The sequence below is a fragment of the Priestia sp. D51 genome (assembly GCF_053345675.1).
In genome coordinates this window covers 328,428-348,542 of the sequence record NZ_JBLTIR010000002.1, presented here as the reverse complement: position 1 = coordinate 348,542, position 20,115 = coordinate 328,428, and the positions used below count along the sequence as shown (strand labels likewise).

Sequence of the window (20,115 nt, the reverse complement as noted above, 5' to 3'; positions counted from 1 at the left end):
ATAAATTTTTTCATATCATGAACAAACTCGATTAAAAGGGGCGTTCATGGTATGAAAGTGTGGGTATTGAATGTTGGTATTGTTGTCACAGTGCTGACAACTGCTTGGGCGGTGTATACAAAGCCTGAAGAGAAAGAGGTTTCGCTAGTTTCTTACAATCAGTTCTCCATAGCTGTCCCAAAAGAAAGCACCGACTTTGAAAAAGAGTTAAAATCAGCTTTGACGCAGTATGGTTTTCAAGAGGTTAGAGTGCTGAATGACTATGCGGAAGCTCAAGTTCTCGTTCTTCTGCCCGCCGAACAACTTTCTTCCTATAAAAAGAAGGAGATTCAGCAAGTCGTAAATCAACTTGCCAAGCAGTATCACGTTAATCCTGATGTAGTTAATGTTCAGTTATATGAAAAAAAGTAAAAGCCTTTTAGAAAGGGGAATCCCCTCTATAAAAGGCTTTTTTTACTCTTTTTTCTTCTCTTGTTCAGCGAGCTCTTCTTGTCTTTTAAAATGTGATTTTCCTAACGCATACACAAAACTAAAAAACAAAGGAAGTAAAATAGTCAACAGCACAAGGCGAGTAAGCATATCGCCCAAGTCATTTCTCGTTAAGTAAATATTAATAGCTGCGATGACAATATAAATAAAAATCCCGAGGTTTCGTAAAAATCTCTTTAGCATAGATGCATTCATTTTTTTCACCTTACTTTTATATACTCACATTTAAGGTAAAGGAAACGATTAATAAAAGCAACCTATTTACTACAAAGCAAGAAGGAATACAGAAATTTATGATGAATGTTTATATGTTATCTGAAAATTATGTGAATAAAATTGCTAACATGAAGCTTCTTTATACAGCAGTCTGCTTTTAGTACACCGAGTCAGTATAAACAGTTGCCTTCTCTTCAATTAGCTTTATTTTCTAAAAAGGTAAGGTGATGAGATGAAAAGAGTGCTGGTAATGGGCGTTTCTCCAGGAGTAGGAAAGTCCACATTTGCCAAGAAATTAGGGAAAAAGCTTGATCTAGAAGTACATCATTTAGACAGCCTGTATTGGCAGCCGGGCTGGACGGAAAGAGACAATGATAGTTTTAGAGAATTGCAGGAGCACATTGTAAAAAAAGACAGCTGGATTATCGACGGGAACTACAGCAATTCGTATGATATTCGAGTGAAGCGTGCAGATACCATCATTTATTTAGAGCTGCCTCTAATCGTTTGTGTGTACCGAGTGATAAAGAGGAGGATTGTATATGCAAGAAAAACGCGTGAAGATATGGCAAAAGGATGCCCTGAGAAAATAGATTGGTCATTTTTTACATTTATTCTTACGACGTATCGAGAACGGCAAAAAAAGATGAGAAACCGGTTTAAAAAGCTTAAAAATGATGAGGATTGCAAGGTTTTTATGCTGATGAATAGAAAGGACATCGAAAACTATATACAAAACCTATAGGTGGAGTACGAGCTGAATTTTGAACAAAAACAGCCACGTAACAAGTTCGCTTGTTACATGGCTATATTAAAAAAACAATCATTTATTGTGTAATCTTCAGCATTCCTTTTTCGTCCAGCGCAACTGTTAAAGAATGATTGACCTTCACCGTTAATGGATGAACTTCAGAGTCTCGGTCCGAAAAAAACCACCGTCTTTTAGGCGCCCCTACAAGAAAAAATGCACTGCCGCTTCCTAAAAAGTTAAAGGTCTCGTTTAACGGCCTGTTGTTGCGCACGGTGATACCGGAGTTAATAAGCTGTGTCCCTACAGAGCGGACATGAGGCGTTGTCAAGTTGATTTCTCCTATGCTTAAAAGCGACTTAGGAGAAAAGGGGTCGTTGGATGGTGGGCAGTCTGAATATCTGGAAATGTATTCAACAATATTATGAGCAGGATCTTCAAAATAAAACGAATGAGCATCAAATGCTTCAAAATAAATTTCATCTTTCTTCTCTTCTGTATTGAGGAAGACTCTCTGAGTAACCCATTTCTTTGCTTCCATAAAGCGGTTTGCTGGAACATTAAAAGCAAAATGGTAAAAGGGCTTTGTATGTAGAGAAGTTTCTTTAAAAGTTAGCTCACTTTCACCAACTTTAATGGAAAAAGAATCAGCCGAAACGGCGGTTAAAGGGAAATCGAGAGAGTTTACATAAAAATCCTTCATTTCGTCCAATAGATGAGTGTACAGGACAGCTTGATTAATCATCATAAACCATTCCTCCTTGTTTAAACGTTGTCTAAATCACATGGCATTAAACAGATGTTTCATTATCCCTTTGAACGCTGCTTTTCCAGTGAAGCTGAAAAGAGCCTTTATGCTCCGAGCCTATAAAGTTAACGCGATATCTTTTCGTTTTTTCAGGTGTTAAATAAAGAGAGTTATTAGTCATTTCAAAGAAACGTGTACGTCTTGGATCTTCTACATATAGAGAAAGGTCTCCACTTTTAGTGTTTTTAGATAGCGTAAAAGCATAGGTTACGCCTTTTTTGAGTTTAATGCTCCGAGAGTAGCGGCCTGTAAAGCTGTCATATTCTCCAAAGAAAACCTCACTTCGCTCTTTTTTTATTCTCCCACCTACAATTTGATTTTCCTGGCCGTTAAAGTTAATAAGTAAAAAAGCAATAAGAACAATAAGAAAACTATATTTAAACATAAAAACCTCCATCTACTAAATTATAGATAGTTTTGGATTTCGTCAAATAGTGTTATAGTTTAAAAAGGGAAAAATTAACAAAAAATATTATCCCTTTGTATGTTACGCCTAACGGAAAGGAGAAAAAATTGACTCAGCGTTTTTATTTTTTAGCAGCAAGTCAAGTAACCACAAATTTAGGTTTTGTTCTTTATACAATGGCCCTCACTTCCTATATAAATCAAAACACCGGTTCAACAGCTCTTGCATCAATGATTACGGTGACGAGCTTACTTGCTCGCCTCCTTAGTGGTCTTAGCGTACCTTTACTAGCGGATACATATAAATCTATTCATATTATGCGGGCTGTACAGGTTATGCAAATAGGAATGCTCGCTGGATTGTATATGCTACTCACACAAGAATTTACAGTCACAGTACTAGCGATGTGTTTTGTCATTGTTGGGATCATTTCTTTTTTTAACGGTTTTTTTACTATTTTTAAAACGTCGGTTGTCCGCAGCTTAGTAAGTGATAGTCAAAGAATGCAGGCGAATAGTTTGCTTTCAACAATTGACCAAACCTTTCTATTTGCAGGGTGGTCCCTTGGTGGTTTCGTTTTGTCTTTAACAGGATTCACTTATTCTTTATGTATAACGGCAGGTCTTTTATTGTTCTCGTTTGTTTGCTTGCTGTTTATAAAAGAAGCTCATAGATACAAGCAGCCAGAAAAGCGAAGCGTGGCAAAGCTAATGGAAGGATGGCGCTTTTTATGGGTACATAAACGCATCAGAGCACTCGTTATAATGGACATAACTGAATCACTCGTTGGAACCATTTGGATTGGGGCTATTACTCTTTCTTTTGTGAAAGAAGTACTTGGAAAAGGAGAAGTATGGTGGGGATATATAAACGGTGCGTATTATTTTGGAAGCATAGTCGGAGGAATTATTGTGTACCGAATGTCTTCTATGGTAAAAGGAAGGCTTTTGCTTCTTATGTTCGCGGGCTCAATTAGTTATGCTGTTTTAACCGGTTTTTACGGCTTAGTAACGAACCCGTATTTAGCTTTAGCACTTTTGGTAATGATGGGTCCTGCCTATCAGCTTCGAGACGCAGCGCAGGAAACCATTTATCAAAATGCCTGCAGCAGTGGGGTTCTTTCTAAAGTAATAGCGGCAAAATCAACTCTTGTACAGGGTGCGTTTATTCTTTCTATCGCGTTTGTAGGTACAGTAGCGGACTTCTTTGGGGTGAGGATTGTATATCTATTTGCAAGCTTCCTATTGCTAGTAACGTCTCTCATAGGTATTGCAGTATTAGTTCATAACAAGCAGTCTGTGGAAACAACATCACCTGTTGAACGGGGAGAGAATATATGAAGATCATCACGCTAACGTATCTTATGGAGCATGATATAAAAGAGCTGTTAATCGAAAGCCAGGAGGAAGGCTTTTTCTTTCTTACCAAGCTAATAGCGGAGTATAAAAACGGGCAAAACGTATTTAATAAAACAGGCGAAAGACTGTGGGGAGTTTACGGTTAAACGAAAGGAATGATTTGACGAATGAAAAAACGAACCGAGCGTGTTTATTTTCATGCTGCTATATTTATGCTGGTGGGAACGTTAGTAGGGTGTGCTGGAAACAAGGACGAAAAATCCATAGAAGAAACCACAAGTGAAATGAATATAAATTCCTCAGTAAAAGAAGCTACAGGCAAAACGGATGGAAGCCCCTCAACAAAAGAAGCTGCGAGTAAAACAGATGAAAGTTCCTCAAGCAGTGAGTCGAAGCAATCAGACAAAGCTGATAAAAATGACGCCTCTTCAGAAAAAGCTGTTGATGAAAATTCCGATAGCATTTCGTCTGGAAATAGTAATTCAAAGGTTAGTAAGAAGGAAGACAAAAAAACACTATCTAATTATTCGAGCAAACAAATTGAATATGCTCGAATTTGGTTACAGCTAGGACCAAATCAAGAGATAGATGAGCTAAATGTTCGCCACATTTCAGCCGGAGAATTAGTCAATATTTATGACGATACTAGTGCTAGCTATCCAAAAGACGTTGTTACATTAGAGGGTTCTCGTTCTGTTGATGGTTCAGTGACTTATAGTAGTAACGGAAATGGTACAATTAACGTGTACAACGTTCCTTCACATTGGCCTAGTTCTGCTCAGGTAGATAAGGGTTTTATGAAAAATTACACAGAGGATATTATTCAAAATACAAAGCTGGTTCACGTTGACCCAGGTGAGGATAAAAAAATCATAAAATTAATCAACATACTAAATGTTTATTAATAAAACCAACGGGGGCTTAATTCAATTAGGACATTAAAATAATATACGAATAACGCTCAGACAAAATCTGAGCGTTATTCGTTACCATTCATATTGCTAATTCACTATTAAAATAGATGCTAATTAGGCTTTTAATTACATGGCTTTTAGCTTGTTTTTTTGCATCAACCGAACCCGTTACTCTTTTTAGTTTGCTTTTTTAAGTTTGAGAGCTGTTTTAGGAGCAGGGCTTTTTTTAACAATATACAAACCGCTAAAAATAATAAGTCCTCCAAGCAGCTGCATGGAATTGATGGTTTCTCCAATGGCTACAGCAGCAAAGACAACGGCGACCAAAGGAATAACATACATGTAAACCATTACTTTTGTAGACCCAATTTTTCCAATTCCTACATACCACATTACCAGCCCGTACACCGTCACGAACAAAACAGAGTATGCCAAAGAGCTCCAGCTGCCTATATCTGTTGGCCAGATAAGCGTTTGATAGGTGAAAAGACAGTAGACAGTAAGAGGAATAGCTCCGATCAAAGCAGACCAGGCAGTCACGCGCAAAGCAGAATATTTTACGACTAAAGGTTTTGCTAAAATCGGGTACCAGCCCCACGCAACGGCCGCTACAATCCCCATGATATTTCCGAACCATGCAAGCTGCGACAGCGCATGACTAGAGTGACCAAACAGCAGTACAAACGCAGCACCGAAAAAAGCAAGCACAGAGCCTAGCTGTGTTTTTAACGAAAAAGCTTCATGCTTATATAAGATAGCTAAGATTCCTGTGAAAATAGGAGACATCGAAATAAGTAAAGAAGCATTTGTAGCTGTCGTATATTTAACAGATACCATAAACAGCGTTTGATAGAGTGTAACGCCTACTATGCTGACCGCTATTAAACGTCCCCAGTCTTTCTTTTCGATCCGAATGCCTCGCTCTACGATTCCTGTAATAAGTAAAAGAATAGGAGCAACCATTATAAAACGCAGCGCGCTAAATTGGATAGAAGACATATGAGCAACTCCAAATTTTCCGATTGTATAATTGGCTCCCCAAATTAACGCAACGGATAATAATATCCATTCCAGCCAGCCTTTTTTCATGTCATCACCTCGGGTAAATATATAAATTAAATAAGTGCGGATATCCTTAGTTACAAAGTATACAGGAAGAAATTATGTAAAAGGCCAGCCAATTCAGGTATTTTTATCTCATCCACTTGTTTATAATACAAACAAAAACGCAGCTGCAATGGCTGCGTTCATGACTGTTATCCACATTGTTCTATCTCATCTAATCGCACAAGTTCGACTTTAAAAGCATGATCAATCGGTCGAATTTCACAGTATCCTGAATCATATACGTGAATCAGTACAAAGCGTTTTCCTTTATATAGCACTTCTTTGTAGGCTGTCACGAGATACACCCTTTCTTTTCATAAGTTTGTTTTTCATTCTATGAACAAAAAACGACGTAATTGCCTAATATAAAAAGAATTTTTAAGGTTGATAAAATTGCTTGGCAAAACAAGTTCGCTTATACTGTACTGTGATTCTATTTACGTATAGGTTCTGATTAAGAACAGCTTTAGCATATGGATAACGAAACAAAACAGTAGTACATAAGGAGCAGCACATGGATATTAACTATTTATATACATTTAAAGAAGTAGCGAAGTGGGGGAGCTATACACGAACGGGCGAGGAATTAGGGTATGCTCAGTCAAGCGTTACCACTCATATAAAAAAATTAGAGGATCATTACGGTCAAAAACTATTTGAACGAACAGGACAAAAAATGAAGCTGACTCAGCCTGGTGAAGAATTGCTTTATTATGTGAATCAAGTAACCGAGTTATTAAATGAAGCAAAAGAGCGCCTTACTACGAATGAAGATGCTAGAGGAACAGTTTCAATAGGAACTGTGGAGTCGCTGGCCGCTTATTTTATTACACCGTATATTCGTGAATTAAAAAAGCAGCACCCTTCTCTAAAGATTATGCTAGAAGCGGGTTTATGTCCAAATTTAACACAAGGGATTATTGACGGAAAGTATGACGTAGCCGTTTTGCTTGATTGCCTTCAAACCTCTTCAAGTTTAGAAGTGATTCCTATTCGAAAAGAAAACATGGTTATGATTGCTTCGCCTTCGCATTTTTTTAGTGAAAAAAACAACGTTGTAATGGAAGAGTTTGAAGGTGAAACCATCATTTTAACCGAGAGCGGCTGCCCTTATCGTACGCTTTTAGAAGAGATGATGCGCAGCAGGGGTATTCATATGCAATCGGTGATTTCATTTAGCAGTCTTGAAGCAATTAAACAGTGCGTAGCGGATAATTTAGGTATTGCTCTTGTGCCAGAAATAGCGGTAAAACAAGAGATTGAAAATGGAAAACTGATTAAAATCCCGTTTGACCATGAAGAATTTTATCTTTATTCACAGCTCATATTCAAAAAGAAAAAATGGCTGACGGCACCCATTCAACACTTCATTTCACTTGTACAAGAAGGTTATCAAAAATATTGATAATAGATATAGAGAATCTTCAATAATGATGAAGCTGCTTTCGTGATACACTTTTTACAAGAAAAGAAAACTAGAGGTGTAGAACATGAATATATTTTTGCAGCACAATCCTACCAAATTATACTTTGGAAAAAATCAAATTACGAAGCTATCGCAAGAGCTTGCTTCTTATCATAAACAAGTAAACGTTCTGTTAGTATACGGAGGAGGAAGCATCAAACAAAATGGCGTATACGACGAAGTGAAAGCTGAACTTCAGTCTATTAACGCAGTTGTTCACGAGCTGTCTGGTGTAGAACCGAACCCTCGTTTGACTACGGTAGCTAAAGGCGTTGACATATGTAAAAAAGAAAACATTGATTTTCTCTTAGCCGTTGGGGGAGGAAGCGTGATCGATTGTACAAAAGCTATCGCAGCTGGAGCCGTGTATGAAGGAAATACATGGGACTTAATTACACGTAAAGTAGACATTACAGGTGCTCTTCCTTTTGGAACGGTCTTAACACTTGCGGCAACAGGATCTGAAATGAATTCAACTTCTGTTATTACAAATTGGGAAACAAAAGAAAAGCTAGGTTGGACGTCTTCTCATGTATTTCCCGTCTTTTCTATCTTAGATCCGGCGTACACGTTTTCAGTGCCGCGCGACCAAACAGTCTATGGAATTGTTGATAGTATGTCCCATGCGCTTGAACACTATTTTCACCGCACAGAAAATACGCCGATGATCGACGGCTTTATTGAATCATTGCTAAGAACAGCTGTACAAGAAGGTCCTAAGCTTCTTACAAACCTGACTTCTTATCAGTATCGCGAAACGATGATGTATATCAGCACGACGGCTTTTAACGGAAGCTTAGCAAACGGAACGGACGGGGGAGACTGGGCTACTCATCGTATTGAACATGCTCTGTCGGCCGTGTATGATATTCCCCACGGAGGCGGCCTTGCTATCTTGTTCCCTAATTGGCTGGAGCATGTGCTAAAAGAAGATCCTTCTCGTGTAAAACAACTGGCTGTAAACGTATTTGGCATCAACCCAGAAGGAAAAAGCGATGAAGAAACAGCAATGGAAGGTGCAAAAGCGCTTCGCACTTTCTGGAATGACTTAGGAGCCCCGAACAGCTTGCGTGACTATGATATTGATGACTCTGAATTTGATGCGATTGTTGAAAAGACCTTTGTAAAACCAGGTGTTGGTACTTATAAAGAGCTTGATTATGCAAGCGTTCGAGATATTCTAGAAAGATCCAAATAAAAAGACGAGCTGCCTGCTCGTCTTTTTTATATGTACTTAATAATCCATTAGAAAATAAAGAAAGAGAAAAAAGCACAGCAAGATGCAGCCTGCTCCTACCGTTATTTCGGAAAAGCCTTGAATAAACGTATTTTTGGGAATGCCTCCTTCATTTTGTAGCTGAAATACGCGTTTTCTTTTGCGCTCATGAACGATTACCAACGAACCAAAAGCAACCGATAATAATGTAAAGAGCGGCACCACAATTAAAAACAGCTTAATAGAATACGCCCAGTACGATATATAGAGCGTATAATACATTGCTCCAGTACTTAAGGCAAAGAGTAGTAAAGAAAATAAAAACCACTTCGTAAAACGGTTTTTGCTCATGTATGGTTCACTTCCTTTTATCAAGTGCGTCTTATGATGTAGACAATAAAACACGTCTATCATTTTACCAAAACTTTTTGGTACATTCTATTTTAGCGGAAAAATAGGGTTTGCAAGTTTCTTAAAAGTGGTATAGTTCCTAAGAACTATCCGTGTATACATACAAAAAACTGATGATAAATGAGGGAGAAGATGAGCTATGGGATGCGACGCGTGTCTGCCAATTAGGACAGGATATACGGTTTCTTTTCAGCAATCAAGGGATGCAAAGAAATTGGAAAAATACTTTAAAGATATTTCTCAAAACCAATGGAAGACTCTTGGAGAAGATATGATCTGGATGAGGGAAGATATCTTTTGGGATTTTATGGATTATGTTCATCAGCATCTAGACCCTCGGCATGTGTGGGCTGTAGAAGCCAAGCAGCGGAGCCCGTTTGAAAACCTGCGGCGTATGGAGCCAATCACCGCTTTCCAAAAAATGAAAGATGCCTTGTGGATTGATGAGCTGATTGAAGACAAGCGAATTTGCTCGTATTATCAGCCGATTGTATCGGTTGATAATGAACGCGTGCATATCGTTGGCCACGAAATTTTATCAAGAGGATTAGAAGAAGACGGAAGTATTATACCTCCTTTTAAAATGTTTGAAGCTGCTCAAATAAGAAATAAAACCTTCGCTCTTGACCGAGCCTGCCGCTTAGAAGCTGTAAAAAATGCTAGTATTATTGATCATCAGCTGATTTTTATTAACTTTATTCCTACAGCAATATATAACCCTGAGCATTGCTTAGCATCTACATTTACATTAATTAAAGAATTGAATATAAAGCCCGAGCAAATTGTGTTTGAAGTGATTGAAACGGAGGATGTTCAAGATATTGAGCATTTGAAAAACATTTTGAATTATTATCGCCCCCACGGATTTAAATATGCTTTAGATGACGTAGGAGTTGGCTATAATACGCTGAATCGGCTTTTAGAAGTGGAGCCTGACGTCGTGAAATTGGCATTTGAATTCACAAACGGAGTCAGTAAGAATGAGAAACAGAAAAAAGTGGCCCAAGAGATGTTAGCTATCACCCATAAAATGGGGGCGCAGGCTCTTGCAGAAGGTGTAGAAACAGAAGAAGATTTAAAATGCCTGATAGAGATGGGTTATGATTTGTTTCAAGGGTATTATTTTGCAAAGCCTAATCCTAAACCTTTAAAAGAGATTCATTCTATTTACGTTTAGCAGCCAAAAGCAGAAGAACAGAAACTTCTGCTTTTTGTATGAACGAAAGTAAGAATACTCAAAAAATAAACAATTCACTTTCATTTTGCTAAATAGTTTACAGAGAAAGGGAAGTGCTATAAGATGATAAATATTAATTCTTAGTATTTCTATCAGAAAAGGAGTGGATGATTTGGCACAAACGTTGCACTCATCATATAAATCAAAGCCAACTACTGTTGTAACAGAATTAAGCCCTATGCAAAAGCCGTTATTTGCAGGAGGGGTTATAGCAGCGGTTATTTTACTTCTAGCGATTGTGCTAACGACTGATTGGAAGCAAGGTGTGTTATTTATTATCGGTCTAGCACTAGGAATGACGCTTCTGTACGCACGTTTTGGCTTTACATCAGCATTTCGCCGACTCGTATCTGTCGGCAACGTTCAAGGCTTGCAAGCGCATATGCTTATGCTAGCGATTGCGTCAACGCTGTTTGCTATTATTTTAAGTACAGGCTTTAGCTTTACAGGGGTAACGCCAAAAGGATATGTTTCACCTGTAGGAGTCAGCGTGATAGTTGGTTCGTTTATGTTTGGAATTGGCATGCAGCTAGGAAATGGATGTGCCTCAGGAACGCTGTATTCGTTAGGCGGTGGCTCTTCTTCCATGATTTTAACGCTTTTAGCCTTTATTGTAGGCTCTATGTTCGGGGCGTATCATTTGCCATTTTGGCAAAAACAACCTTCGCTTCCTCCTATTTCATTAGCTGAATCGACAGGCCTTGGTTATTTTGGTGCTTGGATTGTACAGCTTATCGCGTTTGCAGCGATTTACTGGATTACGATTCAAATTGCCAAAAAGAAAAATCCGCCTATGATGAAGCAGCTTCCTACGACAAAAGGGTGGAAAAAGATCATTCGCGGCTCTTGGCCTCTATTCACTGCAGCGATTGTACTGGCTGTATTAAATGCATTAACGCTGGCTGTGAGAGGAAATCCTTGGGGTATTACTTCTGCCTTTGCTTTATGGGGCGGAAAAGCAATGATGGCAGCTGGAATAGATGTATCAAGCTGGGGATTTTTCCAAGGTGCAAATGGAGAAGCGCTAACGCAAAGTGTGCTAGCAGACTCTACCAGCGTATTGAATTTTGGGATCATACTAGGCGCTTTCATTTCAGCGACGGCTCAAGGAACGTTCAAACCAGGAAAGATTAAACCCGGGGTTGCAGGAGCAGCTGTTGTTGGAGGCCTTTTAATGGGATATGGTGCGCGTCTTGCTTTTGGCTGTAATATTGGCGCTTACTTTGGCGGCATTGCTTCATTTAGTCTTCATGGATGGGTATGGATGGTTATGGCAATGCTTGGCACAGGCTTAGCACTATTTATCCGCCCGTTATTTGGACTCAAAAATCCTAAATCTAATGATTCGATTTGTTAAGTTTAAATAAAACCTTCTTTGCATGAGCAAAGGAGGTTTTTATTTTAGGTGACGTTTGGAATCGCTCTGCTATTTTGTGAATCACTTGAAGTTTAGTACAGCTCATCAGTTTTCTCCGCAGCGTTTGCGCTACTTTTCTCTTAGCTAAAATCTCTTGTTCTAACCCAAAAAGAATATAAAAACTTCCTTTTTTTATAAAAATTTCACTTATTTTGCCGATAAAACAGGAGAATTGTATGTATTTGGCGAAATAAGCAGTAAACACCAAGTCCAGACACAGTTATTAAAACGTAAAAAGGGGTTTTAACGTTACATGAACAAGTATTTAAAAAAAGCTGTTATTTATGGAAGTTTGTGTTTTTTACTGGGAGCGTGCGGAGGAGCAGGAGAACAAACCTCTTCTGAGCCGCAGAAAAAAGAAGAAACAGTAAAGTCTAAAGAAGAAGCGAGTAAAAAAGAGAAAAAAGACGCAATCAATACAACCATTAAAGTTAGCGCAGCAGGAGATTTTACCTTAGGAAACGATGAAAGCTTTGGGTACGATTCTACTTTTAACGACGTAGCAGCAAGAAATGGCCTGCCGTATTTTACGCAAAATGTAAAATCGATCTTTGAGCAAGATGACTTAACAACGGTTAATTTAGAAACAACGCTGACAACTGCGACGGAAAAAGCAAGTAAAACATTTCGTTTTAAAGGTGATCCTTCGTTTGTAAATATTTTAAAACAAGGAAGTATTGAAACCGTTAACTTGGCTAATAATCATACGCATGATTATTTACAGCAAGGATATGATGATACACGAGAAAACTTAAAGAAAAGCGGAATAGGCTATTTTGGCTATGAAGATACATATATTACAACGGTAAAGGGAGTCAAAGTAGGATTGCTTGGATATCCGGGCTGGGATGACACAAAAGAAGTAAGAAGTCAGATTAAAGACGGAATTAAGTCTTTAAAAGAAAAAGGCGCTAAAATTATTATTGTGCATTTCCACTGGGGATCTGAACGACACTATGTTCCTGATACAGCGCAGCAGGCACTGGCGAAGTATACAATTGATAACGGAGCAGATTTGATTTTAGGTCATCACCCTCACGTTGTTCAAGGAATTGAAGAATACAAAAATAAATTTATTGTCTATAGCTTAGGAAACTTTATGTTTGGCGGAAACAAAAATCCAAGTGATAAGGATACATTTGTATTTCAGCAGACGTTTACGATTAAAGATGGAAAGCTAACGACAAACAAAGACATCAATGTGATTCCATTCCGCATTTCTTCCACAACGGCGCGAAACGACTACCGACCTACGCCTTTAACAGGAGCAGAAAAGGATCGAGTGAAAAATAAACTGATTGATGTTTCCAATCAAATCAAACAGGAAAAGTGGACGGTCTACGATGAAGATAGTAAATGAAGCTCTCAGCACTGAGAGCTTTTTTTATAAAATAAAGCAGAAATAACTAAAAAAATGATATAATGTAAAAAAATAGATAAAAGGTGGAACTATGGTTAATATAGGTGATATTATTTTTCAAATTCTTATGCTGCTGATCCTGATAGGAATAGCAGGAGTAATAATTGCATTTATTATAGGCTTAAAAAGGTTGATTCAAAAGCAGGGGGCAAATGAAAAAAGGCTTCAGAGAATGGAACAAAAATTAGATGATATGCTGAAAAATAAAGAGTCATGACTATACAGAAGCACTGTTAACACATCAGTGCTTCTGAACTTGACATTTTATAAAAAAGCAGTAAGATATGTATACATCGTTTATATAGGGAGGAAGTTACATGGCAAAGTCAAAAGCAAAAAAAATGCGTGATAAAATGACGCGTGAAGGAAAACGAAATCCAGAATTAAACCGCAGCCTGTTTATATTTGCAGACATGGAAACGCGTAAAACCAAAACAAAGAAGGAAAAACTTCAGCATCAGCACACAAAACATAAAAAACGATTATCAGACGGAGCGTACAGTACCGGAGATGATCGTTTTTTTATTGCGCTTCATACATCTACAAAATGAAAAAAGAGCTTTTTGACTATCCATCTTCACTTTGCCTCAAACATTTTTACTGTAAACTTTCACAAAAAACCCTTATGATAGGAAAAGAAGGAGATGAACTAAGAATGCTTACGATTGAAAAAGTACCTAAAAGCCAAGCGGGCGTTTTGCAAAATTTGTATTCTCTTTATCTCCATGATTTATCTGCGTATACACCTTCTTTAGATATTCGCGAAGATGGAGCTTTTCATTTTGAAGAGCTGCCCTTGTTTTGGAAAGTAGAAGGCCTCTCGCCATACTTTATTAAAGTAGATGATAAGCTGACGGGCTTTTTTTTACTTCTTGAACAGCCCGCACTTCAGCAAGAAGCAGATTACTGCATCAATGATTTTTTTATCTTAAACAAATACCGAAAGCAGGGCATTGCTTCTGAAACGGTAAAAGACATTTTCTCTCATCGAAAAGGAACGTATATGATTATTGAGCTTGCAGGCAATAAGCGGGCTATTTCATTTTGGAAACATATTTATGAAAGCTTACATATTTCCTTTCAAGAAAAGAAAATTGAACTTGACGGAGAGCCAACTCTTATTCAAACGTTTAGTGTGTAAAACCTTTCTGGAAAACAGAAGGGTTTTTTATTTAAACTAAATATTAACAATTTTCAACAAATTATGTATAATTAAAGATGCTTGTCGACATTTATTCACAGGAGTATTCCTGTAAAGGAGGAGTAAAATGAAAGCGTTATCTAATTTCTTCACGGCGCTTGTTCAGCGCTTTTTACCTGATCCGTTTGTATTTGCTTTAATCCTGACTCTGATTTTATTTGTATCAGGTATTGTTTTTACTCCTCACGGGCCGATTGAGATGGTTCAGTTTTGGGGAAGCGGCTTTTGGAACCTTCTTGCATTTGCGATGCAAATGAGCTTAGTGCTTGTCACAGGGCATGCGCTTGCTAGCTCGCCGCTTGTAAAGAAGTGGCTTGTAAACATAGCACTGTTAGCCAAAACTCCGGCGCAAGGGGTTATTCTGGTCACGCTAGGCGCAGCCATGGCTTGTATGATTAACTGGGGGTTTGGCTTAATTGTAGGTGCCCTGTTTGCGAAAGAAGTAGCGAAACGCGTGCCGGGATCTGATTATCGGTTTTTAATTGCCTGTGCTTACATAGGGTTTTTAACATGGCACGGAGGCTTGTCAGGTTCGATTCCTCTTGTCGCTGCTACACCTGGAAACCCAATGGAAAAAACGGCTGGACTTATTCCGCTGTCAGACACGATTTTTACAGGCTACAACTTATTTATTACCCTCGGATTATTAATTGTCCTTCCTATTATGACAAGACTGATGATGCCGACGGGAAAAGAAGTGGTAGAAATCGATCCAAGACTATTGGCAGAAGATGAAATGGCGCCGGCTACAGTTGTTGAGACAACTTCTTCTAAGCCAACATTTGCTGTACGCATGGAGAACAGCAGGTTTTTAAGTCTAACAATTGCACTTCTTGGGTATTCATATTTAATTTATTATTTTGCTACAAACGGTTTTAAAATGGATATCAACACAGTGAATTTATTGTTTTTTACGACGGGTATTTTACTTCACCGCACGCCTTTATCCTATATGAATGCCGTTTCCAATGCTGCGAAAGGAACCGCTGGGATTGTGATTCAGTTTCCATTCTACGCAGGTATTCAAGGCATGATGGAGCTATCAGGCTTAGGCGGGAAGCTAACGAACGCATTTATCTCGATTTCAAATGAAACGACATTTCCGTTTCTTGCGTTTTTAAGTTCTGGCGTTGTGAACTTTTTTGTTCCGTCAGGAGGAGGACACTGGGTTGTACAAGGACCTTTTATTATGCCGGCAGCTGAACAGCTCGGCGTAGATCCGGGAGTCGCTGCGATGGCCATTGCTTACGGAGAAGCATGGATGAATATGGCGCAGCCGTTTTGGGCACTACCTGCACTAGCTATCGCAGGGCTCGGAGCACGCGATATAATGGGCTACTGCGTGACGACCTTAATTGTATCAGGCTTTATTTTTGCTATAGGACTAACGTTTTTTTAATACGAAAAGGTCAGCCGAAAAGCTGACCTTTTTTCATTACTTTTTTCTTTCCCAAGCGTATCTATCTACTTTATAAACCAACTTCGCGCGCACTCCAGTCCCAAAATTCTTCTGCAAGCCGTTCATTTTTTGCTCTTGAAGAAGGAGGAGTCACGCGTTTTTTATAAAAATAAGCGCCGCTAATATGCGTCACTTCAGGACTGTCAGCTAAATAAATAGCTGTTTCGGCACCTTGAAGAGGTGTTAAAAAGAAAGGGCGAAGCACGGCGTGAACGCTTTTTCCAAAACCTGTTTGACGATTAACGCCGATAGCGGTAGAAACGGCTCCGGGGTGAAGGCAATTTACGGTTACAGAGGTGTCTTTTAACTTTTTACTTAAATGAACCGTAAATAAGTTATTTGCTAATTTAGACTGAGAGTATCCTCGCCACATTCCGAATCCTGTTGTTAAGTGAGGGTTGTTGAGGTCTATTTTTCCCGCTTTATGAGCACCGGAGCCAACGTTTATAATGCGTCCCTGTTGAGATTTTTTCAGCGGATCTAAAAGTAAATTAGTTAATAAAAAGTGACCCAAATGATTGACACCAAGCATCATTTCAAATCCGTCTTGTGTTGTTTCCCGCTTAATTGTCACGACGCCCGCGTTATTAATCAGCACATCAAGTACACTGTAGCGAGACGTAAAGTCTTCACTGAAAGCCCGGATACTGTCAAGAGAACCTAGGTCACAGGTCATAAGAGATATGGAATCCGATCCGCTTTGGCGTTTCGCTTCTTCTAAAGCGGCATTTCCTCTTTCTTCATTTCGGCATACCATAATGACTTTGAATCCTTTTTTAGCTAGTTCAATCGTTGTGGCCAGCCCCATTCCTGAATTGGCACCTGTAATTAGCGCTCGTTTTGCTGTCATGAGTATGTTCCTCCCAACTACATCTTTTTTCTAGTGTATAAGATAAGAAGATATGTCGTCCACTTCTAGCTTTTTCTTTTATTTCTTTCATGCTTTAGAAAAGTATGTAAAATGTGCACAGGGGAGAAAATGTTGCACAAAGGTCAATATTTTACACCCTACTCGTCAATTAAAGCGGTTTCATAAATAGCGGATTTCGCTAAAATAAGACATAGGGAGGTGCTAGTAAGATGAATAGCCAAAGTAAATTACAGGAGACAGAATATGTTCCTTTAGAGCAAGAACTTAAAAGAGAACCATCAGTTAATACGAAAAAACGTAAAAATTTGAAAAATGCAGGTTTATTTGCTCTATTTGTAGGGCCCGCACTTTTAGCGTTTTGTGTGATTGTACTTATACCATTTTTTACAGGGATTTATTACTCATTTACAGACTGGAACGGAGTAAACGGCACGATTAACTGGGTGGGGCTTGATAACTTCAAGTACTTGTTCACCGAAGATAAGCAGTTTCAGCAGTCGTTTTGGATCACAACAAAATATACGGTCGTTGCGATTATCTTAACGAATGTGGTTGGGTTCGTGTTAGCAATCCTTGTTACTCAAATGTTAAAAACACGAAATATTTTACGTACGGTTTTCTTTATGCCGAATTTAATTGGCGGACTTTTACTAGGATTTGTATGGCAGTTCATTTTCGTAAAAGGATTTGCATCTATCGGACAAATCACGGGAATCTCACTTTTTGAACTTCCTTGGTTAGGAGACGCAAAAACAGCATTTTGGGGCATCGTGATTGTAAGTGTATGGCAAGGAGCAGGTTATATCATGCTTATTTACACAGCAGCACTGCAAAACGTACCGCAAGAGCTGATTGAAGCAGCAAAAATTGACGGAGCAAGCAGATGGCAAATTCTTCGTCACATTACAATTCCAATGGTAGCGCCGGCAGTAACGGTTTGTTTATTCTTAACGATTTCATGGTCATTTAAAGTATTTGATGTCAACTTATCATTAACAAACGGTGGTCCATTCAAATCAACAGAAATGTTAGCGCTTAACATTTATACAGAAGCATTTGTGAATAACAGATACGGTCTAGGTGAAGCAAAAGCCTTAATTTTCTTCATCGTCGTAGCAGCGATTACGATTATTCAAGTAACATACACGAAGAAGAAGGAGGTTGAATCGTAATGGGAAACAAATATACGAGCAAAACCTTTATTGTTGAAATTTTAGCGGTCCTGCTTGGACTGGTGTTCTTGGTTCCCTTTTATTACGTGCTTTCAAACTCACTGAAGTCATTTGCAGAAATTTTATCAAACACATCGGCACTGCCAACAACGATTCAGTTTCAAAACTTTGTTAATGCATTTAACCAAATGAACTACTTAAAAGTGCTTAGCAACTCGCTAATCATTACAGTCATCAGTAACGCAGTTCTAGTCATCTTCTGTTCAATGGCAGCTTACATGCTGGTTCGAACAAAGAAAAAAATCAGCAGCATTATCTTTATGGCATTCGTAGCGGCAATGGTTATTCCATTTCAATCCATCATGATTCCACTTGTAAAAGTAGCAGGAAACTTAAATCTGTTAAACAGCATTTGGGGTATTGTGATCATGTACTTAGGCTTCGGTTCAGGTATGACGATTTTCTTATACCACGGATTTATTAAAGGAATTCCAGTTGAGCTAGAAGAAGCTGCAATCATCGACGGATGCTCACGTCTAGGCGTATTTTGGAGAATTGTGTTCCCATTATTAAAGCCAATTACAGTAACTGTCGTCATCTTAAACAGCCTATGGATTTGGAATGACTTCTTACTTCCGTCTCTTGTTTTGCAAGATCCTGAGCTAAGAACGATTCCGCTTGCGACATTCTTCTTCTTTGGTCAGTATACAAAGCAGTGGGATTTAGCACTAGCAGCACTTGTAATCAGTATTATCCCGCTATTAATCTTCTTCTTTGCAATGCAAAAACACATTGTTAAAGGAATTACAAGCGGTTCAATTAAATAATAGAAGCGGCAACAGGGCTGGTTTTGAGGCTGAGGCATCAAAACCAGCAGCAAATAGGGAGGAACAGAAAATGGCATTCAAAATGAAAAAATGGCCTTTAGCAGTAGGTGTTTTATCGGCTACGCTTTTATTTTCAACCGCATGTTCAAACGAAAGCGCATCTGGTAATAAAAAAAGCGGCCGAGATCAAGTAGTAGTAGATGTATTTCAAGGAAAAGTAGAAATTGCAGATCAGCTAAAAGCTCTAACTGATCAATATACAAAAGAACATCCAAACGTGAAGTTCAATATCCAAACGGTTGGTGGAGGAGCTGACGGTGCAGCAGCCTTAAAAGCGCAGTTTGCGTCGGGCAATGCACCCGACCTTTTCACAAACGGCGGATATCAAGAGGCGAAAACGTGGAAAAATAAATTAGAAGATTTATCAGATCAGCCTTGGGTTGATGACGCATATGAAAACACACTTACACCAATGACGATGGACGGTAAAGTATATGGACAGCCAATCAGTCTTGAAGGCTATGGATTTACATATAACAAAAAACTGTTCAAAAAAGCAGGCATCAAAGAACTTCCAAAAACGTATTCAGAATTAGAAGCAGCGGCTAAAAAGCTAAAAGCAGCCGGCATTACGCCATTTTCTATCGGCTACGGAGAGTGGTGGGTGCTTGGAAACCACGGCTTAAACATTCCATTTGCCAGTCAAAAAGATCCGGATGCATTTATTAAAGGATTAAATGACGGCAGTACGAAAATCGCAGGAAACGAGCAGTTCAAACAGTATGTAAAGCTGCTTGATTTAACAGTGAAATATGGAAACAAAAATCCGTTAACGACGGACTACAACACGCAAGTAACGAAATTTGCGACCGGTGAAGCAGCGATGATTCAGCAAGGAAACTGGATTCAGCCAATGCTTGATAAAATTACGCCGAACATGGATGTAGGGATTCTACCTATGCCGCTAAGCGACGATGCAGCTGCATCTGACAAGCTTGCAATTGACGTACCAAGCAACTGGGTTATTCACAAACAAGCACCAGCGGCAGATAAAAAAGCAGCCAAAGACTTCTTAAACTGGATGGTTACATCTAAAGAAGGTCAAAAAGCGTTAGTAGAAGACTTTAAGTACATTCCAGCCTTTAAGTCAATTGAAGCAAAAGACATCGGACCTTTAGGTGAAGAACTTCTTAAATATTCTAAAGATCAAAAAACGATTCCTTGGGAATGGACAAAGTTCCCTGAAGGCGTAACGCAAAAATTTGGAGCAGATGTACAAGAATACATCGGCGGCCAAACATCTGAAGATGAGCTGTTAAAATCATTAGATAAAAGATGGGCTGAGTTGAAGTAATGGAAAAGACAACATAACT

23 protein-coding genes and 1 pseudogene are annotated in these 20,115 nt (G+C 38.7%); 17 read left to right on the top strand and 7 right to left on the bottom strand.

Annotated elements, in window-relative coordinates; all coding sequences use genetic code 11:
* Positions 1–51 precede the first annotated feature (51 nt).
* Positions 52–411: a hypothetical protein gene (locus tag ACNHOZ_RS08415; protein ID WP_394531760.1), complete on the top strand. Its 360-nt coding sequence runs from the start codon at positions 52–54 to the stop codon at positions 409–411.
* Positions 412–453: 42 nt separating this feature from the next.
* On the opposite strand, the gene ACNHOZ_RS08410 is transcribed toward ACNHOZ_RS08415, so the two are convergent.
* Positions 454–684: a hypothetical protein gene (locus ACNHOZ_RS08410; protein WP_013057513.1), complete on the bottom strand. Its 231-nt coding sequence runs from the start codon at positions 682–684 to the stop codon at positions 454–456.
* Between the two features lie 253 nt (positions 685–937).
* Between ACNHOZ_RS08410 and ACNHOZ_RS08405 the strand changes: the two genes are divergently transcribed.
* Complete coding sequence (locus ACNHOZ_RS08405) at positions 938–1,450, top strand: topology modulation protein (RefSeq protein ID WP_394531758.1); 513 nt, start codon at positions 938–940, stop codon at positions 1,448–1,450.
* Between the two features lie 82 nt (positions 1,451–1,532).
* Here ACNHOZ_RS08405 and ACNHOZ_RS08400 read toward each other — a convergent pair whose 3' ends face one another.
* Both ACNHOZ_RS08400 and ACNHOZ_RS08395 read right to left on the bottom strand, forming a co-directional pair.
* On the bottom strand, positions 1,533–2,201 hold the full coding sequence (locus ACNHOZ_RS08400) for a glyoxalase (protein WP_394531757.1): 669 nt from the start codon (positions 2,199–2,201) through the stop codon (positions 1,533–1,535).
* A 43-nt stretch (positions 2,202–2,244) separates the two neighbouring features.
* Positions 2,245–2,646 carry a hypothetical protein gene (locus tag ACNHOZ_RS08395; RefSeq protein WP_014459632.1) on the bottom strand — a complete coding sequence of 134 codons (402 nt, stop codon included), beginning with the start codon at positions 2,644–2,646 and terminating at the stop codon, positions 2,245–2,247.
* Between the two features lie 128 nt (positions 2,647–2,774).
* Between ACNHOZ_RS08395 and ACNHOZ_RS08390 the strand changes: the two genes are divergently transcribed.
* The 3 genes and pseudogenes from ACNHOZ_RS08390 (at position 2,775) to ACNHOZ_RS08380 (ending at position 4,930) form a co-directional block, all read left to right on the top strand.
* A complete protein-coding gene (locus tag ACNHOZ_RS08390) occupies positions 2,775–4,007 on the top strand; it encodes an MFS transporter (RefSeq protein WP_328174978.1) in 1,233 nt (410 codons plus the stop codon).
* Positions 4,004–4,165: pseudogene (locus ACNHOZ_RS08385) on the top strand (GNAT family N-acetyltransferase); the annotation flags it as partial. The gene ACNHOZ_RS08390 and the pseudogene ACNHOZ_RS08385, both read left to right, overlap by 4 nt.
* A gap of 27 nt (positions 4,166–4,192) precedes the next feature.
* Positions 4,193–4,930 carry a hypothetical protein gene (locus tag ACNHOZ_RS08380; protein WP_394556320.1) on the top strand — a complete coding sequence of 246 codons (738 nt, stop codon included), beginning with the start codon at positions 4,193–4,195 and terminating at the stop codon, positions 4,928–4,930.
* A gap of 186 nt (positions 4,931–5,116) precedes the next feature.
* On the opposite strand, the gene ACNHOZ_RS08375 is transcribed toward ACNHOZ_RS08380, so the two are convergent.
* Both ACNHOZ_RS08375 and ACNHOZ_RS08370 read right to left on the bottom strand, forming a co-directional pair.
* Positions 5,117–6,028: a DMT family transporter gene (locus ACNHOZ_RS08375; protein WP_394556319.1), complete on the bottom strand. Its 912-nt coding sequence runs from the start codon at positions 6,026–6,028 to the stop codon at positions 5,117–5,119.
* 167 nt (positions 6,029–6,195) lie between these two features.
* Positions 6,196–6,342, bottom strand: coding sequence for a hypothetical protein (locus tag ACNHOZ_RS08370; protein WP_013057506.1), 147 nt, complete (start codon positions 6,340–6,342; stop codon positions 6,196–6,198).
* 218 nt (positions 6,343–6,560) lie between these two features.
* Here ACNHOZ_RS08370 and ACNHOZ_RS08365 point away from each other — a divergent pair, with 218 nt between their 5' ends.
* Together ACNHOZ_RS08365 and ACNHOZ_RS08360 are read left to right on the top strand one after the other, a co-directional pair.
* The gene (locus tag ACNHOZ_RS08365) at positions 6,561–7,451 is read left to right on the top strand and encodes a LysR family transcriptional regulator (protein WP_048019086.1); all 891 of its coding nucleotides are present in this window, start codon (positions 6,561–6,563) and stop codon (positions 7,449–7,451) included.
* Positions 7,452–7,536: 85 nt separating this feature from the next.
* Positions 7,537–8,709, top strand: a complete 1,173-nt coding sequence (locus ACNHOZ_RS08360) for an iron-containing alcohol dehydrogenase (RefSeq protein ID WP_048019087.1) — start codon at positions 7,537–7,539, stop codon at positions 8,707–8,709.
* Positions 8,710–8,745: 36 nt separating this feature from the next.
* Here ACNHOZ_RS08360 and ACNHOZ_RS08355 read toward each other — a convergent pair whose 3' ends face one another.
* Positions 8,746–9,078, bottom strand: coding sequence for a hypothetical protein (locus ACNHOZ_RS08355; RefSeq protein ID WP_033579345.1), 333 nt, complete (start codon positions 9,076–9,078; stop codon positions 8,746–8,748).
* Positions 9,079–9,277: 199 nt separating this feature from the next.
* Here ACNHOZ_RS08355 and ACNHOZ_RS08350 point away from each other — a divergent pair, with 199 nt between their 5' ends.
* The 7 genes from ACNHOZ_RS08350 to ACNHOZ_RS08320 all read left to right on the top strand — a co-directional run bounded on the left by ACNHOZ_RS08350 (position 9,278) and on the right by ACNHOZ_RS08320 (position 15,812).
* A complete protein-coding gene (locus ACNHOZ_RS08350; protein ID WP_447697094.1) occupies positions 9,278–10,315 on the top strand; it encodes an EAL domain-containing protein in 1,038 nt (345 codons plus the stop codon).
* A gap of 172 nt (positions 10,316–10,487) precedes the next feature.
* The gene (locus tag ACNHOZ_RS08345) at positions 10,488–11,732 is read left to right on the top strand and encodes a YeeE/YedE family protein (RefSeq protein ID WP_063247777.1); all 1,245 of its coding nucleotides are present in this window, start codon (positions 10,488–10,490) and stop codon (positions 11,730–11,732) included.
* A 313-nt stretch (positions 11,733–12,045) separates the two neighbouring features.
* Positions 12,046–13,152 (top strand): CapA family protein, encoded by a 1,107-nt coding sequence (locus ACNHOZ_RS08340; RefSeq protein WP_014459640.1) that lies wholly within the window; start codon positions 12,046–12,048, stop codon positions 13,150–13,152.
* A 91-nt stretch (positions 13,153–13,243) separates the two neighbouring features.
* Positions 13,244–13,429, top strand: a complete 186-nt coding sequence (locus ACNHOZ_RS08335) for a DUF4083 family protein (protein WP_013057499.1) — start codon at positions 13,244–13,246, stop codon at positions 13,427–13,429.
* A gap of 100 nt (positions 13,430–13,529) precedes the next feature.
* Complete coding sequence (locus ACNHOZ_RS08330) at positions 13,530–13,763, top strand: hypothetical protein (protein WP_028412944.1); 234 nt, start codon at positions 13,530–13,532, stop codon at positions 13,761–13,763.
* Between the two features lie 104 nt (positions 13,764–13,867).
* Positions 13,868–14,353 carry a GNAT family N-acetyltransferase gene (locus ACNHOZ_RS08325; protein WP_028412945.1) on the top strand — a complete coding sequence of 162 codons (486 nt, stop codon included), beginning with the start codon at positions 13,868–13,870 and terminating at the stop codon, positions 14,351–14,353.
* A gap of 127 nt (positions 14,354–14,480) precedes the next feature.
* Entirely contained in the window at positions 14,481–15,812 is a 1,332-nt protein-coding gene (locus tag ACNHOZ_RS08320; protein WP_014459643.1) for a TIGR00366 family protein, read from the top strand.
* 70 nt (positions 15,813–15,882) lie between these two features.
* Here the strand turns inward: ACNHOZ_RS08320 and ACNHOZ_RS08315 are convergent, their stop codons facing one another.
* Entirely contained in the window at positions 15,883–16,722 is an 840-nt protein-coding gene (locus tag ACNHOZ_RS08315) for an SDR family oxidoreductase (protein WP_048019091.1), read from the bottom strand.
* A gap of 230 nt (positions 16,723–16,952) precedes the next feature.
* Here ACNHOZ_RS08315 and ACNHOZ_RS08310 point away from each other — a divergent pair, with 230 nt between their 5' ends.
* The 3 genes from ACNHOZ_RS08310 (at position 16,953) to ACNHOZ_RS08300 (ending at position 20,096) form a co-directional block, all read left to right on the top strand.
* Positions 16,953–17,915, top strand: a complete 963-nt coding sequence (locus ACNHOZ_RS08310; RefSeq protein WP_028412947.1) for a carbohydrate ABC transporter permease — start codon at positions 16,953–16,955, stop codon at positions 17,913–17,915.
* On the top strand, positions 17,915–18,742 hold the full coding sequence (locus ACNHOZ_RS08305) for a carbohydrate ABC transporter permease (protein ID WP_013057493.1): 828 nt from the start codon (positions 17,915–17,917) through the stop codon (positions 18,740–18,742). The genes ACNHOZ_RS08310 and ACNHOZ_RS08305 overlap by 1 nt, the downstream gene beginning before the upstream one ends.
* A gap of 70 nt (positions 18,743–18,812) precedes the next feature.
* Positions 18,813–20,096 carry an ABC transporter substrate-binding protein gene (locus tag ACNHOZ_RS08300; protein ID WP_447697093.1) on the top strand — a complete coding sequence of 428 codons (1,284 nt, stop codon included), beginning with the start codon at positions 18,813–18,815 and terminating at the stop codon, positions 20,094–20,096.
* The last annotated feature ends 19 nt before the right edge of the window (positions 20,097–20,115 follow it).

What these genes read in the sequence shown, in the direction of transcription:
- ACNHOZ_RS08405 (WP_394531758.1), top strand. Translation starts at nt 938, where the DNA reads ATGAAAAGAGTGCTGGTAATGGGCGTTTCTCCAGGAGTAGGAAAGTCC.
- ACNHOZ_RS08375 (WP_394556319.1), bottom strand. Translation starts at nt 6,028, where the DNA reads ATGAAAAAAGGCTGGCTGGAATGGATATTATTATCCGTTGCGTTAATT.
- ACNHOZ_RS08315 (WP_048019091.1), bottom strand. Translation starts at nt 16,722, where the DNA reads ATGACAGCAAAACGAGCGCTAATTACAGGTGCCAATTCAGGAATGGGG.
- ACNHOZ_RS08380 (WP_394556320.1), top strand. Translation starts at nt 4,193, where the DNA reads ATGAAAAAACGAACCGAGCGTGTTTATTTTCATGCTGCTATATTTATG.
- ACNHOZ_RS08395 (WP_014459632.1), bottom strand. Translation starts at nt 2,646, where the DNA reads ATGTTTAAATATAGTTTTCTTATTGTTCTTATTGCTTTTTTACTTATT.
- ACNHOZ_RS08340 (WP_014459640.1), top strand. Translation starts at nt 12,046, where the DNA reads ATGAACAAGTATTTAAAAAAAGCTGTTATTTATGGAAGTTTGTGTTTT.
- ACNHOZ_RS08350 (WP_447697094.1), top strand. Translation starts at nt 9,278, where the DNA reads ATGGGATGCGACGCGTGTCTGCCAATTAGGACAGGATATACGGTTTCT.
- ACNHOZ_RS08355 (WP_033579345.1), bottom strand. Translation starts at nt 9,078, where the DNA reads ATGAGCAAAAACCGTTTTACGAAGTGGTTTTTATTTTCTTTACTACTC.
- ACNHOZ_RS08360 (WP_048019087.1), top strand. Translation starts at nt 7,537, where the DNA reads ATGAATATATTTTTGCAGCACAATCCTACCAAATTATACTTTGGAAAA.
- ACNHOZ_RS08310 (WP_028412947.1), top strand. Translation starts at nt 16,953, where the DNA reads ATGAATAGCCAAAGTAAATTACAGGAGACAGAATATGTTCCTTTAGAG.
- ACNHOZ_RS08320 (WP_014459643.1), top strand. Translation starts at nt 14,481, where the DNA reads ATGAAAGCGTTATCTAATTTCTTCACGGCGCTTGTTCAGCGCTTTTTA.
- ACNHOZ_RS08335 (WP_013057499.1), top strand. Translation starts at nt 13,244, where the DNA reads ATGGTTAATATAGGTGATATTATTTTTCAAATTCTTATGCTGCTGATC.
- ACNHOZ_RS08330 (WP_028412944.1), top strand. Translation starts at nt 13,530, where the DNA reads ATGGCAAAGTCAAAAGCAAAAAAAATGCGTGATAAAATGACGCGTGAA.
- ACNHOZ_RS08400 (WP_394531757.1), bottom strand. Translation starts at nt 2,201, where the DNA reads ATGATGATTAATCAAGCTGTCCTGTACACTCATCTATTGGACGAAATG.
- ACNHOZ_RS08365 (WP_048019086.1), top strand. Translation starts at nt 6,561, where the DNA reads ATGGATATTAACTATTTATATACATTTAAAGAAGTAGCGAAGTGGGGG.
- ACNHOZ_RS08300 (WP_447697093.1), top strand. Translation starts at nt 18,813, where the DNA reads ATGGCATTCAAAATGAAAAAATGGCCTTTAGCAGTAGGTGTTTTATCG.
- ACNHOZ_RS08305 (WP_013057493.1), top strand. Translation starts at nt 17,915, where the DNA reads ATGGGAAACAAATATACGAGCAAAACCTTTATTGTTGAAATTTTAGCG.
- ACNHOZ_RS08410 (WP_013057513.1), bottom strand. Translation starts at nt 684, where the DNA reads ATGAATGCATCTATGCTAAAGAGATTTTTACGAAACCTCGGGATTTTT.
- ACNHOZ_RS08415 (WP_394531760.1), top strand. Translation starts at nt 52, where the DNA reads ATGAAAGTGTGGGTATTGAATGTTGGTATTGTTGTCACAGTGCTGACA.
- ACNHOZ_RS08325 (WP_028412945.1), top strand. Translation starts at nt 13,868, where the DNA reads ATGCTTACGATTGAAAAAGTACCTAAAAGCCAAGCGGGCGTTTTGCAA.